At 36.1% G+C, this 14811-nt stretch carries 15 protein-coding genes and 1 riboswitch; of the genes, 14 read left to right on the top strand and 1 reads right to left on the bottom strand.

Annotated elements, in window-relative coordinates:
- The first annotated feature begins 76 nt into the window (after positions 1-76).
- Positions 77-1618, top strand: a complete 1542-nt coding sequence (locus tag G3O09_RS02740; protein ID WP_163099857.1) for a tetratricopeptide repeat protein — start codon at positions 77-79, stop codon at positions 1616-1618.
- Between the two features lie 149 nt (positions 1619-1767).
- Positions 1768-2490 (top strand): YwaF family protein, encoded by a 723-nt coding sequence (locus G3O09_RS02735; protein WP_163099855.1) that lies wholly within the window; start codon positions 1768-1770, stop codon positions 2488-2490.
- Positions 2491-2552: 62 nt separating this feature from the next.
- Here G3O09_RS02735 and G3O09_RS02730 read toward each other — a convergent pair whose 3' ends face one another.
- The gene (locus tag G3O09_RS02730) at positions 2553-3623 is read right to left on the bottom strand and encodes a DmpA family aminopeptidase (RefSeq protein ID WP_163099851.1); all 1071 of its coding nucleotides are present in this window, start codon (positions 3621-3623) and stop codon (positions 2553-2555) included.
- A 223-nt stretch (positions 3624-3846) separates the two neighbouring features.
- Positions 3847-3950: riboswitch (SAM riboswitch) on the top strand.
- Between the two features lie 81 nt (positions 3951-4031).
- Here G3O09_RS02730 and G3O09_RS02725 point away from each other — a divergent pair.
- From G3O09_RS02725 to G3O09_RS02670, 12 genes are all read left to right on the top strand, one after another.
- Positions 4032-4175, top strand: a complete 144-nt coding sequence (locus G3O09_RS02725) for a YezD family protein (protein ID WP_163099848.1) — start codon at positions 4032-4034, stop codon at positions 4173-4175.
- Positions 4176-4287: 112 nt separating this feature from the next.
- A complete protein-coding gene (locus G3O09_RS02720) occupies positions 4288-4989 on the top strand; it encodes a phosphoadenylyl-sulfate reductase (RefSeq protein ID WP_163099846.1) in 702 nt (233 codons plus the stop codon).
- A 15-nt stretch (positions 4990-5004) separates the two neighbouring features.
- Positions 5005-6066, top strand: a complete 1062-nt coding sequence (locus G3O09_RS02715; RefSeq protein ID WP_163100255.1) for an inorganic phosphate transporter — start codon at positions 5005-5007, stop codon at positions 6064-6066.
- A gap of 53 nt (positions 6067-6119) precedes the next feature.
- Complete coding sequence (gene sat, locus G3O09_RS02710; protein WP_163099843.1) at positions 6120-7259, top strand: sulfate adenylyltransferase; 1140 nt, start codon at positions 6120-6122, stop codon at positions 7257-7259.
- A gap of 14 nt (positions 7260-7273) precedes the next feature.
- Positions 7274-7873: an adenylyl-sulfate kinase gene (cysC, locus tag G3O09_RS02705; RefSeq protein WP_163099840.1), complete on the top strand. Its 600-nt coding sequence runs from the start codon at positions 7274-7276 to the stop codon at positions 7871-7873.
- Between the two features lie 16 nt (positions 7874-7889).
- Positions 7890-9500, top strand: coding sequence for a nitrite/sulfite reductase (locus tag G3O09_RS02700; protein WP_163099838.1), 1611 nt, complete (start codon positions 7890-7892; stop codon positions 9498-9500).
- A 52-nt stretch (positions 9501-9552) separates the two neighbouring features.
- Positions 9553-9771, top strand: coding sequence for a DUF3906 family protein (locus G3O09_RS02695; protein ID WP_163099835.1), 219 nt, complete (start codon positions 9553-9555; stop codon positions 9769-9771).
- Positions 9772-9787: 16 nt separating this feature from the next.
- Positions 9788-10564, top strand: a complete 777-nt coding sequence (cobA, locus tag G3O09_RS02690; RefSeq protein WP_163099832.1) for a uroporphyrinogen-III C-methyltransferase — start codon at positions 9788-9790, stop codon at positions 10562-10564.
- A 1-nt stretch (position 10565) separates the two neighbouring features.
- The gene (locus tag G3O09_RS02685) at positions 10566-11345 is read left to right on the top strand and encodes a sirohydrochlorin chelatase (protein ID WP_163099829.1); all 780 of its coding nucleotides are present in this window, start codon (positions 10566-10568) and stop codon (positions 11343-11345) included.
- Entirely contained in the window at positions 11326-11469 is a 144-nt protein-coding gene (locus G3O09_RS02680) for an NAD(P)-dependent oxidoreductase (protein WP_163099826.1), read from the top strand. The genes G3O09_RS02685 and G3O09_RS02680 overlap by 20 nt, the downstream gene beginning before the upstream one ends.
- A 185-nt stretch (positions 11470-11654) precedes the next feature.
- Entirely contained in the window at positions 11655-13322 is a 1668-nt protein-coding gene (locus tag G3O09_RS02675; RefSeq protein ID WP_163099823.1) for a M4 family metallopeptidase, read from the top strand.
- Positions 13323-13551: 229 nt separating this feature from the next.
- On the top strand, positions 13552-14655 hold the full coding sequence (locus G3O09_RS02670; RefSeq protein ID WP_163099820.1) for a threonine aldolase family protein: 1104 nt from the start codon (positions 13552-13554) through the stop codon (positions 14653-14655).
- The last annotated feature ends 156 nt before the right edge of the window (positions 14656-14811 follow it).

Genomic DNA, 14811 nt, shown 5'->3' with positions numbered 1-14811 from the left:
TAAAATTAAACCTTTATCAGCTTGAATATTTAGTAAATGGCTGAATATCAATGAATCAATGAGAGGATGTGAAAACATGAAACAAAAAATCGAGCAAGGTAGAAAGTTGATTGAAAATCATATATTGATCTCCGAATTATCCAAAGAGCTCTCTAAACAGTATCTAGAAGAAGAAAAATTACGCATTGCCATCGAAAAAAGCAGAAGCAAAACATTACAATTAGAATCACTCCTGTCAGGACTGATCATGGAAAATTTGCCATACACTGATATGGAGAATTCATTAAATTCATATATTGAGGCAGCAGAAGACTTGAAAAAAACAATGCCTAATAACCCTGCCGAAATAGGATTTTTCCCTACCTTTTTATTATTATTAATGCATAAGATGACAGACAAAGAAATATTTCAAGCATTCCAATATTTCTACATAAATGATGAATTGACACGAATACTAACCTTCCATTTCTATCTACGTGATGCCCTCTCCCAAAAGATAAACCAATTCTCAGAAGAAGAAAAATTGCTCTATACAAACGAAGCAGCAGATGCCTACCAAAAGTTTACCAACACATATATCGAAAGAGGAAATACCCATTATTTCAATTCCGAATATGATAAAGCGATTGAAGACTATACTGATGCAATTGAAGCTGATGATTCTCTTGTTGGTGCCTATAATAATAGAGGAAATGCATATAGAAGCAAAGGTGAATTTCTCAATGCAATTGAAGATTACTCCAAAGCGATTGAACTCGATGACGGTTATGTAGATGCTTATAATAATAGAGGGCTTGTATATCATGATAATGGTGGTTATGACAATGCAATTGATGATTTTACGAAAGCAATTGAACTAGACAAGGATTATGGAGATGCGTATAACAATAGAGCAAATGTATATAGTGTAATAAAGGAATTTGATAAGGCAATTGAAGACTATAATATAGCCATTGAATTAAATCCCAGCCATCAATTAGGATATATTTACAATCGAGGAATAATCTATCATACCAAAGGAGATTATGACAAGGCGATTGAGGATTTTACAAGGGTAATAAAACTCGATAAAAAATATATAGATGCATATATCATTAGAGGCAATATCTATCAAGACTCTGGGAAATATGAAAAGTCAATCTCTGATTACACTAAAGCGATTGAACTGGATGATCATCATGTGGAAGCATATATTAATCGAGGGGTATCACACCATTTGAAAAAGAAGTATAAAAAAGCTATAACAGATTATTCTAAATCGTTAGAATTGGATGAAAATAATAAATTAGCCTTTTCAAATAGAGGAGATGCTTATCGAGATTTAGGTGAATACGAAAAGTCCTTATCGGATTATAGTAGAGCAATTGAACTAGGGAGTGATGCCTCTATATATTACAATAGAGGGCTAACCTATGTAAAAAAAGGGGAAATGGATTACGCCATTGCCGATTTCACCAACGCCATTAATCTTGACAAGAATTACGCCATTGCATATAAAGAACGATCTTTCGCATATCAACAAAAAGGGTTGCAAGAATTGGCGTCAAAAGACTATAACAAAGCAAAGGAGTTGGATCCCCATATATTCAACTCAGATGATAGCCTAATAAAAGAATAACAACGATCCAAAAGCCTAACTTGCAGAAATAGCATGATAGGCTTTTTTATTGTCTTTAGTAATGAATACCTCAACATAGATTAAAGAAAAAAACACCATAATAAAATATAAGAATCAAGTAGAATAATTGGTCCAATATGGAGAGAACCATGAGAGATTTATTCATCGAGGATGGAAACAAGCCTTTCATCCTTTTTTCCCTTACACACTTACTAACTTTGACAATAATCTTTGCTGTATGTATAGGTATGTACATATTTAGAAGACAGTTAAAAAGGGAAAGCACAAATAAAATTGTCAGATACTCATTAGCAACCATTTTACTTTTTTCAGAAATCAGCTTGAACTGGTGGTTAATAAGGATAGACGACTGGTCCATCCAATATTCACTACCTCTACACTTAAGCAGCCTTTCATTACTGTTATCTAGTTTATTATTAATAGTTAGAAGTAAAAAATTATTTGAATTCACTTACTTTGTGGGACTAGGAAGTGCCATTCAAGCAATGATAACACCAGATCTCCAAGAATATACCTTTCCACATTTCAGGTATGTTCATTTCTTTATTTCTCATGGGGGAATTGTGATCGCAAATATATACATGGTAGTTATTGAAGGATTTAGGCCAACATTTAAGTCCATCTTTAAAGCTCTTATTTATTTAAATGGCTATGCTTTACTCATATTTCTTCTTAATTACCTAATAGAAGGGAACTATATGTATATCATGAGGAAACCTATAAATCCCTCAGTACTTGACTATTTAGGTCCCTGGCCTTTTTATATTATCCCTTTAGAAATCATTGCATTTTTAACGTTCCTGGTATTATACGTTCCGTTTTACTTTATAAAGAATAATGTCGATGAATAGAAATTTTATGTTAAAGTTACAAACATTATAAGCAAAAATATAGTAAGGAGATATTAAATCTTTCAAATATTAGTTAAATCAATATTATATGCTTCTATTAAATCTATAAAAGCAGGTCTTTCATTTCCATCTCTTCCGACAACATGAGTCGCAGTGACTAATGAGTTTAGAACCGCCTCTTCGGTAGCCTCTCCAATTGCTCTAAATGCCAAGTCCATATCTTCTTCATGGATCATTGACACTAAATGACAATTGGATGTGTTCGTATGAGGTATCTTTGTTGCTGTCGAAAAACCAATTACTACATCGCCACTTCCATGTGAAATAATAGAACCAGTACGTGATAAGCCTGTTACGGAACGTTTAATAATTCGATTTAGCTGCCTTTCAGAAACAGGGAGATCTGTTGCAACAATGATTATTATCGATCCTTTATCTTTTTCCTCATAAGGCTTGATTAGTGAGTTTTTCAGTTTTTCACCAACAGCTTTCCCATTGACCCTCAAATCACTTAATATTCCAAAGTTTGATAACACCAGTACCCCCATTGTATAAACTCCAAGTTGTAGCTTCATAATTCTCGAGGAAGACCCAATACCACCTTTTAATGAATAACATACCATTCCAGTACCTGCTCCAACTGTACCTTCACTAAATTCAGAAGTTGCATTGGATAATGCTTGGAAAATATGCTCTTTAGTAATAAATCTTGCTCGAACATCATTTAGGAGCATATCGTTACATTCGCAAATAATTGGATTTACAGTTCCTGTCGTACGTCCAATTTCTGGATTATGATCTAACATATATTCAATTAATGCATCAGCTGCTGTGCCAATACTTAACGTATTAGTTAAAATTATTGGAGTTTCTATTGTACCTAACTCATTCAATTGTATGGTCCCCATTGTTTTACCAAAACCATTAATAACGTGACTTGATGCGATTAATTTTTCTCTAAAGATATTGCCTTGGTGAGGCAGGATAGCGGTTACACCTGTTTGCATCTCCTTATCGCTAAGGGTTACATGCCCTACAGTCACTCCTTCAATATCAGTAATGGAATTGAATCTTCCAGTTTCTAAACACCCTATGTTTACACCGAAATCCCTTATTCTTTTTTGATCTAACATGTTTAACCACCTTTCATTCCAATAAATTCATTCTTTCAAAAAGTGACATTTAATACAATACCTATTCCAGGTTCAAAATATAAAACTGATTTCAACTATGAAAATCTATAGTTCGCAAAAAGATTAAGCCTTTCTAAAAAAAATAATTCCTATCGAAAAACTCGGGTTGACATACAATAAAAATGTGATATTATTTAAAATAATAAAATAAATTGAATAGTAAAACTTATCAAGAGAGGCGAAGGGACTGGCCCGATGAAGCCCAGCAACCTGCATTATGCAAGGTGCTAACTCCAGCAAAATGAAACCCATTTTGGAAGATAAGGTACATACCTTAACAATCTTTCCGAAATGGAAGGATTTTTTTCATGGAGAAGAAACATGAAATAGTAGTTAAGGGGGACGACCGTGAAAAAGGATATTCAACTAGAAGAAGTGTTTGAAAAATTGAAAGAAATGTTAAGTACGATGTCCTTTGGTTCTGTCACTCTTATTGTGCAGGATGGAAAAATAATACAGTTAGAAAAAAATGAAAAAATGCGTTTTAAGTAAATTTGAAAATGCTGACTAGACAAACTAGAGGCGTTTTAGCAATTGGGAATTATTATGTTCCCTTTGTTAAAACGTCTCTTTTTTGTAGAGACAGTACTAAGAGGGTGGTCAAATGATAACTTACGAAACATGGGTTGAACAAAAGTATGAATTTGAAGTGGATGATACGTATAAAGGAGCTCTCAATGTATTAGATTGGTCATACCAAATGTACAAGGAACAGATCATTTATGCCTGTAGCTTCGGGATTGAAGGGATTGTGTTGGTAGATCTTATTACAAAAGTTAAGCCTAATGCAACCATAGTTTTTCTAGATACAGAGGTCCATTTTAAGGAAACCTATGAAACGATTCAACGAGTGAAGGAAAAGTATCCTGAATTAAACATTGTCATGAAAAAACCTAAACTTTCATTAGAAAGGCAGTCTATAGAGCATGGAGACGAATTGTGGAAGTCCAATCCTAACTTGTGCTGTCAAATTCGAAAGCTAAAGCCGCTACAGGAGGAACTTGAAGGGGCGACCGCTTGGATTTCGGGTCTACGTCATGAACAATCTGATGTTAGAAAACACGTACAATTCATTAACAAAGACGATAGGTTTCAATCCATTAAAATATGTCCTCTCATTTACTGGACATGGAAGGATGTTTGGAGATATGTAACAAAACTTAATTTATCCTATAATCCTTTGCATGATAGAGGATACCCCAGTATCGGATGCTCCCATTGCACAAATCCAGCCTTTGATATGAATGATTTACGATCAGGTAGATGGAAGGGCCAGGGAAAAACTGAATGTGGACTTCATGGTTAAAGGTGACAGAAGATGATTGAATGGTTTGCAATAATAATTAGTCTTTTCTTTGCAATGAATATTGGTGCGAGTGGTGCAGCAGCCTCATTTGGGGTCGCATATGGGTCTGGGGCTATCAGGAAAGCCCATTTCGCTCTTATTTTTTGTGCGATTGGAATTGTACTGGGTGCTGTTTTAGGTGGAGGTGAAGTAGTTAAAACGATTAGTTCAGGAATTATACCACAAAAGCTTATCAATATACACATTGTTCTAATCATCATTTTTTCAGCGACTAGTTCACTATTTGTAGCTAACCTTATGGGAATTCCTCTTTCAACAAGCGAGGTAACGGTTGGAGCCGTTGTGGGTGTAGGTGTGGCTTATAAATTACTTTTTGTTAAATCTTTGCTTGTTATTATGATGTTTTGGTTAATTGTCCCATTAACTGCATTTTTAATTGTTTTCCCAATTGCTAAAGGCCTATACCATTTACAAAATAAAGGCATCCTTAAAGAATTCAGGTGGCTTTCTTACCTCCTAATTCTGGCCGGTTTTTTTGAAGCATTTTCCGCGGGGATGAACAATGTTGCAAATGCTGTTGGTCCTCTAGTTGGTGCAAATATAATGTCTGTTACAAATGGAATATGGTTAGGTGGGATATTCGTAGCCCTCGGAGCACTGTTGCTTGGAAAAAAAGTATTAGAAACAAATGGGAAGAAAATTACCATCTACACAAAATGGGAAGGAATCATTATTTCAACTACAGGTGCCACGTTAGTCATAATTAGCTCTATCTTTGGATTACCTGTCCCCCTTACCCAAGTGACTTCATCAGCAATCATTGGGATTGGTATGGCTAAGGATGGAAGAGGGGTTCTACAAAAGCATATAGTAAAAAAAATATTACGTATCTGGTTTGTTTCCCCATTATTTTCACTGTCAATCTCTTATTTGTTAGTGAAAGTATTTTTGGCAAGCGATGCGTATTCTGTAACCGTATTGTTAAGTGTAATCCTAGCTACTCTAGGGACAATAAGCCTTATGAAAGCAATAAAAGAGGAAAAGCGCTCTATTCATGAAGAGGGTTCTGGTATTTAACTATAAAACCAAGTAAAAATATCGATTTAATAAAGAATGATGGAGGTAATCTGATGAGTTTACAACCACATGGAGGAAGGTTAATTCAAGCTTACGAGGAAGATTTCCCATTACAGGAGGTAAAAAAAACGATCGAAATTGATTCTATGGCCCTAAGTGATTTGGAATTGATTGCAATAGGTGCTTACAGTCCTTTGGAAGGATTTTTAAACAGTCTAGATTATCAACAGGTCGTTAATCAGATGAGACTTGTAAATGGGATTGTTTGGAGTTTGCCGATAACTTTACCAGTCAATCAACAAACTGCAAATACCATTAAGGTAGGAGATAGAGTCCGTCTAAACTATAAGGGTGAAACCTACGGGGTAATAGAGGTTGAGGATATTTATCAACCTGATAAAGAAAAGGAAGCCTTATTAGTGTTTGGAACAACGGATTTAGCTCATCCAGGTGTAAGAAAGCTTTTTGAACGTCCTGAAGTTTATGTAGGTGGGAGGATTAAACTCGTTAAACGCACTCCAAAGCCATTTATTCATTACACACTTGATCCAAAGGAAACAAGAGAACTGTTTAAACATAAAGGATGGACTCGAATTGTTGGCTTTCAAACAAGAAATCCTGTTCATCGAGCACATGAATATATTCAAAAGGCTGCATTAGAATCGGTTGATGGTTTATTTTTACATCCATTAGTAGGTGAAACAAAGTCGGATGATATTTCGGCTGACATAAGGATGGAGAGCTATGAAGTTCTTCTCAAAAACTATTACCAAAAAAACCGGGTGACTCTTGGAGTGTTTCCAGCAGCAATGAGGTATGCAGGACCAAGGGAAGCCATTTTCCATGCTATTGTCAGAAAAAACTACGGATGTACCCATTTTATTGTAGGTCGAGATCATGCAGGGGTCGGGGATTATTATGGAACCTACGATGGTCAGAAAATCTTTGATCAGTTTAAAGAAGAAGAGCTAGGTATAGTACCTTTGAAATTTGAACATAGCTTTTATTGCAATAAATGTGAAGCAATGGCAACGACGAAAACATGTCCTCATGATCATTCCGAACATGTCATCCTTTCAGGGACCAAGGTACGACAGATGCTACGTAATGGAGAGGTTCCTCCAAGCACATTTAGTCGCCCAGAGGTGATTGAGGTTTTGATAAAAGGACTAAAAGAGCAATTCATTTCGTAGAGGAGGTTAAGAATTTGGGTGGGCAAAGAAATATTGTATGGCACGAAGCTTCCATAACTAAAGAAGAAAGAAGAAAAAAATATAAACATAGGAGTTTTATTCTCTGGTTTACTGGATTATCCGCATCTGGTAAATCCTCTATCGCCAATGCATTTGCACGGTGGCTATTTGAACACGAGAAGCAATCCTATGTGTTGGATGGAGATAATATTCGTCATGGATTAAATTCCGATCTAGGCTTTAATGAACATGATCGTAAGGAAAATATCAGAAGAATTGGTGAGGTTTCAAAGCTATTTGTGGATAGCGGGCAAATCGTTTTATCTGCATTTATCTCACCTTATTGCCAAGATCGAGATTCTGTAAGACAGCTGGTAGAAAAGGGAGAATTTCTAGAAGTATATGTGAAATGCTCATTAGAAGAATGCGAGAAAAGGGATCCAAAAGGGTTATACCAAAAGGCACGCAATCATGAAATACCTCATTTCACTGGGATAAGCGCACCTTATGAGGAGCCCTTACATCCAGAAATCATTTTAGATACTGAAAAATATTCCATAGAAGAATGTGTTCAACAACTATCCAGCAACTTAATTAATTTGGGTTTGATCTAAGGGGGGAGTGTAAACGATGGCATATGAAAAAACATGGGCTGACAACGAAAAATTGAATAAAACAGAACAATGGAAGCTAGTAAAGGATGGGCTATCAATATTTGATGATATTCCACATTACGCTAAAAACGGTTTCTCCTCCATTCCAGAAGAGGAGTGGGATAAATTTAAGTGGGCTGGTTTATACCTACAGCGCCCGAAAGAAGACGGTTATTTTATGATGCGAGTCAATATTCCTTCTGGAATATTAAACTATGAACAAGCAATCGAGCTGGCAGCAATTTGTAAGGAATATGGTAGGGACGTGTATGATATAACCACACGTCAAGCCATACAATTTCACTGGCTAAAAATTGAGCAAATTCCAGATATCTTTAATAGGCTGGAAAGGGTGGGTCTATCCTCTGCAGGGGCATGTGGGGACATTACTCGTAATATAGTAGGAAATCCTCTTGCTGGGATTGACAAGGATGAATTGTTTGATACGAGAGAAATTGTAAAAGAAGTTTACGAGTTTTTTCAATTCAATGATGACTTTTCGAATCTACCAAGAAAATACAAAATGTCTATCAGTACAAATGTGAAAAATGCATCAAATGCGGAAATAAATTGTATATCATTCGTACCAGCTAAAAAGATCATCGATGGTAAAGAGGAAGTTGGCTTTCACCTTTTAATCGGTGGTGGACTATCAGCAAGACCTTTTCTAGCACAAAAAATAGATGTATTTGTTTTACCACACCAAGTCAAGGAAGCTGCAATAGCGGTCACAACCATATTCAGGGATTATGGTTTTCGCGAAAAACGCCATTTATCACGGTTGAAATTCCTTATGGCCGACTGGGGACCAGAACGCTTTAAAGAAAAACTATTAGAGTATGTCAATTTATTACCTAGTGGAGAGGATGCAACAGAAAAATGGAATGCGGGCTATTTTTACGGAGTCCATCCACAAAAACAACCCGGATTAAATTATATTGGACTCAATATACCTGTTGGACGCTTAAGCTCTGATGAAGTGATTGAGCTAGCCAAAGTCTCTAAAAAGTATGGGAATGGTGAACTACGAAACTGTAATTCTCAAAACCTGATTATTCCGAATATACCTGATGAAAATGTAGAAGCCCTCTTAAAAGAAAATATATTTACCACTATTTCTACAAAGCCTTTATCATTCATTGGTTATTCTGTATCTTGTACAGGAATTGAGTATTGCAATCTAGCTCTAGTCGAAACAAAAGAGAGAATGAAAAGAATAGCAAATGACTTAGACAAAGAGCTTTCATTAGATGTTCCAGTAAGAATGCATATGGTAGGCTGCCCAAATTCGTGTGGCCAGCGCCAAATAGCTGATATCGGGTTACAAGGGATCAAAATGAAAACGAAGGATAAAGGGATGATTGAAGCATTTGAAATATATTTAGGTGGAACCCTGCAGGATGGCGGTAAATTCAATGAGAAGCTACAAGGGAAAATTGAAGCCGACTATTTAAAGGAGGCTATTAAAGCCATTCTATTACATTTTAAATCCGACAAAATTAAAGATGAATCATTTTTTAATTATATAGGTAGGGTAGGTCTTAATCCCCTTCAAACGGCACTGGATCATGCTATGCAACAGGCATAGCATGGCAGTGCGGATATATTTAGTTAAAGCACTCAATCTAGGAGGCTATTGAATGAATTTATATAGATTTGAAGTAACTACTGCCGATTTTGTGACGAATGTGGTAATTGCAGCTAAAAAAGATGAGGATGCATTTCATTTAGTTGAGATAGAATTAGAAAAATATTTTCTTAAAAAACCTGATGTTATTGATATTTCATTGTATGAGAAGAAAAAAATTCGAAGTGGCAATGGTTTTGTCCTACATGAAATAGAGACAATTATTGCTTAATAAGGAGTGAAAATAAATGGGGAAAGTATACCTTGTTGGTGCAGGACCTGGTGATCCAGAGCTTATCACTTTAAAAGCTATCAATTGCATCAAAAAATCAGATGTCATCCTTTATGATCGATTGGTAAATAAAGAATTGCTTTCCTATGCAAAAAAAGGAGCAGATTTGATTTACTGTGGTAAATTACCCAATTATCACACAATGAAGCAAGAAACAATTCATCATTTCCTGATTCGTTATGCAAAAAGTGGAAAAATTGTTACTAGATTAAAAGGGGGTGATCCTTTCGTTTTTGGAAGAGGTGGGGAAGAGGCGGAAGCTCTAGCAAAGCATAATATTCCTTTTGAAATTGTTCCTGGTATCACATCAGGTATTGCCGCTGCAGCTTATGCAGGTATTCCCGTTACTCATAGAGATGTTAGCTCAAGTGTGGCCCTAATTACCGGTCACCATAAAGATGACAAATTAGAAGGAGTAAAATGGGAAGGTTTAGCTAATGGCGTTGATACATTGGCAATTTATATGGGGGTAAGTAATCTCCCTTATATTAGAGAACAGCTTTTGAAGTACGGTAAAAGCCAAGATACACCCGTCGCTCTTGTTCAATGGGGTACGACCAATATACAAAAAACCGTAACTGGTACTTTACGTACAATTGTAGACATTGTAAGAGAAAAAAATATTCAAAATCCAAGTATGATCATCATTGGTGAGGTAGTACGTTATCGGGAAAAAATAAAATGGTTCGAGGATATCTTGCAAGAGTCTGTCCCTATTAGTGAGGCATTATAAAATGCAGGCAATTCTTTACGTATGCCATGGAAGTAGACTGAAGACTGCATGTGAAGAAGCCATCTCTTTTATTGAACGTTGTCAGAAACATATCACTGCAGACATTCACCAAATTTGCTTTTTAGAATTAGCCAATCCATCCATTGAAGAAGGATTTGGAGCCTGTGTCAAAAAAGGAGCAACACACATTGCTGTAGTTCCTTTACTATTATTAACAGCCGTTCATGCCAAGAAGGACATACCAGATGAGCTAAGACATTTAGTTATTAAATATCCGAACGTTACAGTTACATACGGTAGACCAATTGGTGTTCATGAGAAGTTAGCCTGGAGTGTAATCGATCGAATAAAAGAAAAACAAGCTTTATCGACTGACTCAACCATCGTTTTAATTGGAAGAGGAAGTACTGATCCAGAGGTTGAAAGAGATTTAAGAGCCTTAGGAAACCTGGTAAGAAAGCATTCAGGTATTTCTGATGTTCGGACTTGTTTTCTTACTGCAGCAAAGCCTAGCTTTTCATCCATTCTTTCTGAAGTATCCTTAATGAAAAATAGGAACATCATTTTCGTTCCCTATCTTCTATTTACAGGCTTATTAATGAAGGAAATAGAAAAAAATATTGCTACACTTTCAGATGGAGTAACCCTGTGCAGATATTTAGGCTGTGATTCGAAGGTGGAAGAGGTTTTCATTGAGAGAGTAATAGAAACACTAGTAAACAAAAATTATCAATACTCTTTTTCTACTAGAGGCTTAATCCATGCTGCCATTAATGATTGATGTGAAGAATAAAATAGTAGTCATTACTGGCAGAGGGAAAATCACTTTTCGAAGACTATCACTATTCTTAGACCAGGAAGCAAAAATTACAGTAATAAGTCCATCTGCGACTGAGGAAATATAAGTGCTTCTCTTGCAATGATTAATTGTCATTTTTTGATAAGTTATGGATTTTTTTAGAATTTATCCATTAGAAGCATGTAACTATAAGACTATTTTACTGAAATTTAAAAATAGTTTGAAAACTAATTATAAGGATGATACGATAGATTTCGTTATCAATATATGTTAACCAAGGAGGAGTTTTAAGTGAACAAAAAAATGTTAGCAATTGGGTTGTCATTAGGGTTAGCTACAAGTACATTGTCTGTCACATCTGCATTAGCTGCACCAAAAAATGTTTTATCAAACTATAAGTACAATGAGTCAGTTGGGTCCCCCGAATTTGTTTCTGGAACCCTTACCAAATCATCAGCAAAAAGTGCAGAGAGTATTGTATATGATTATTTAAATGCGAATAAAGAGAAATTCAAGGTAGGCTCCAAGTCCTCTGAGAAATCCTTCATCATTACATCAAATAAAAAGGATAAGTTCGGTTCTACTGCTCTTCGACTTCAGCAAGTATACGAAGGTGTTCCAGTATGGGGCTCTACTCAAGCTGCACTTGTAGCAGAGGATGGTGTCTTAACGGTTTTCTCTGGTACGGTTGTCCCTGACCTTGAAACCAAAAAAGGACTTAAAACTGAAAAGAAGGTAAATGCCAAACAAGCTATTAAAATAGCAGAAGCAAATCTTGGTTATACTCCGGACTATGAAAAAGATCCAACAGCTGACCTTGTCGTCTATTCACAAGGCGATGAAGCTACATATGCTTATCTTGTAAACTTAAACTTCCTATCTCCAAAACCAGGAAATTACAACTATTTTGTTGAAGCTGCAACAGGGAAGATATTAAATAGTTTTAATGATCTTGATGAGGCACACGGTCAAAGTACGCTTGCCAGCAAACCAGGTGGTGGCAATACAAGCGGTACGAATGTAACCGGAACAGGTAATGGAGTATTGGGAGATTCCAAGACTATTAATTTAACTCTTTCAGGTTCAACTTATTATTTACAAGATAATACGAGAGGTGGAGGCATCTTGACATATGATGCTGCTAATCGAACTCGTCTTTCAGGCTCACTTTGGGCAAGTATGGATAACTTGCTAAATGGCTCATATGATGCTGCTGCTGTTGATGCACATTATTATGCTGGTAGAACCTATGATTTTTATAAAAATGTTTTTGGCCGAAATTCCTATGATGATAAAGGTTCAGTCCTTAAGTCTAGTGTTCACTATGGACGTAATTACAACAACGCTTTCTGGAACGGTAGTCAAATGGTTTACGGCGATGGCGATGGATCGACCTTCATTCCATTATCTGGTAGCATTGACGTTGTGGCACATGAGCTTACTCATGCAGTAACAGATACTAGCTCAGATTTAATCTATCAAAATGAATCTGGAGCATTAAATGAAGCAATATCGGATATTTTCGGAACGGTTGTAGAGTTTTATGATAACAACAAACCTGATTATGAAATTGGAGAAGATATCTATACACCTAATACTCCGAATGATGCGCTTCGTTCAATGAGCGATCCAGCAAAATATGGTGATCCTGATCATTACTCAAAACGCTATACCGGAACATCGGATAACGGTGGAGTCCATATTAATAGCGGAATAATTAATAAAGCAGCTTACTTATTGGCAAAAGGTGGATCACATTATGGCGTGACTGTGCAAGGGATTGGCCATGAGAAAGTAGGAGCCATTTATTATCGTGCTAATACAGTCTACTTAACAGCCTCATCTACATTCAGCCAAGCACGTGCAGCTCTTGTTCAGGCTGCGGCAGATCTTTATGGGGCAACTTCCTTAGAAGTCAATTCCGTAAAACAATCGTTCGATGCAGTGGGAGTACAATAAGCCCTAAGTATTACTTACATCAAAAAATAAACCATTTTAACAAAGCCGAATTTCCTAATATGGAATTCGGCTTTGTCTTTGACGTAAAATACAAATCATGGAATATTGAAGTGTTGAGAAGTGATTTGAATACGAAGCCTCGAATTCACTTGAAAGAATGAACTCTATAACAAATAATATAAGTAAATCCATAATTTAAGTATTCTGAAAATAGATAGGGGCAAAAATCATGAATGCAACAAGTGCATTACAAGATACATATAAGCAAACCAAATACCAATTGAACGGCCATGGCAGACGGAATATTCAGGTATTAAAAGAAGCTTTCCAAAATATTAAAGAGGAATTGGAAAGTGATATATATGGGAAAGGGCAACTCATAGAAGATTTCCAAGCGAAAATGGCTCTATTACTGGGAAAAGAGAAGGCGGTTTTTTTTCCGAGTGGAACGATGGCTCAGCAAATTGCATTGCGGATTTGGTGCGATGATAAAGGTATTCGAAAAGTGGCTTATCATCCATTAAGTCATTTAGAAATTCACGAAGAAGATGGTTTGAAGGAATTACATAATATTGAAACGATTTTACTTGCAGACAAAAATCGTGTAATAGAGCTGAAGGATATCGTTGAAATGGTGGAAGGCGTTTCATGTGTATTACTTGAATTGCCACAGCGTGAAATAGGTGGACAATTGCCGAGCTTCGAAACACTCAAACTAATTTCAAAACATTGTCAGGATCAAGGTATAAAGCTGCACCTCGATGGAGCCCGTTTATTTGAAGTACTTCCGTATTACCAAAAGACTGCCGCTGAAGTCTGTGCTCTTTTTGACAGCATCTATATCTCTTTTTATAAAGGTATTGGCGGGATTGCTGGTGCGATACTTGCAGGAGATCAATCTTTCATATCGCAATCAAAAGTGTGGAAAAGGCGCTATGGAGGGGATTTAATAAGCTTGTATCCTTATATCATCCCAGCTGATTATTATTTTGAAATGCGTGTCGAACGTATGCAACAGTATTATGAAGGAGCGCAGGAGCTTGCTAAGCTGTTAAATTCTTGCCATGACATTTCAACACTGCCGGTTGTTCCTGTTTCCAATATGTTTCACGTCCATTTCCATCATGCTAAAGAGCAAGTAGAGACTGTTCTATTAGAAGTTCAAAAACAATCTGGTATTGGCATAACTACTTATTTAAAAGAAATTGATGAAAATGCCTGTTCTTTCGAATTAAGTGTGGGTGATCTTTATGCAGATGTACCTAAAGAATCCCTCAATAAGGTATTCTCGCTTCTCGATGAAATAATGAAGCATAGCTTTCTAAGTAAATAAACAACAATAACGAATTATAAATTTTGAAAAAGTGATTTGTTAAGATCCCTAGTGAAAGTGCAGCAATCCTACTTTGCCATTAAGACAGGTCAGATAAGGAAAATCATGCTCCAAACCCCGTCATACATAAAATTGCCCGATTTGAAATAAAAAAGC

It is taken from the genome of Peribacillus alkalitolerans (assembly GCF_010882125.1).
In the GTDB taxonomy this organism is placed as follows: Bacteria; Bacillota; Bacilli; order Bacillales; family DSM-1321; genus Bacillus_BN; species Bacillus_BN alkalitolerans.
The sequence above is the reverse complement of the archived record's forward strand: the minus strand, read 5'-3'. Positions and strand labels throughout refer to the sequence as shown.